1 pseudogene is annotated in these 506 nt (G+C 58.5%); it reads right to left on the minus strand.

Features of this window, described 5'->3' with window-relative positions:
* Positions 1–506, minus strand: a pseudogene (locus tag KP705_RS16955) (Tn3 family transposase); the annotation flags it as partial.

The raw sequence follows: 506 nt of genomic DNA on the forward strand, positions 1-506 counted from the left end.
ACAAAGCTGTGCCAGGAAGGCGGAATGAAACGGATCGGACAGGAGTCAGGCAAGCGGCGTTTACCGGTCCGATAGAGGTCTCCAATGATCTGCACCGCCTTCAGTAATCCCTGTACCGTGCGACCACCCTGAAACTGGAACGCGTTCAGGAATGGACCAATGGCAGGACGAAGAGAGCGATGCCGGTTGATCAGTTCGGCCGTGCGATCAATGGTCTCTGGAGCTGTCAGGGTTTCAGCCCTGCCGATGGCGTCCTGGAGGCGGGGCCAGTCAATTCCCGTAATGGCAGACAGTGAATCAACGCCCTGATCACGGGCCTCAATCAGATGACGGCAAGAGGTTGTCAGCAGACGAAGCTGGGCCTGCAACGATCGCATGGTGACAATCGCTTTGTCACGGATCCGGTGCTCGGCACGGCGCATCATGCTTCCGAGGAGTTTGTCCATCATTGTGAGGGCCGCGGCGGGTAGAACCTCCTCAAGTCGGACCCCGGCTGCCACCAGAAT

The organism is Gluconobacter sp. P1D12_c (assembly GCF_018812105.1).
Classification (GTDB): Bacteria; Pseudomonadota; Alphaproteobacteria; order Acetobacterales; family Acetobacteraceae; genus Gluconobacter; species Gluconobacter oxydans_A.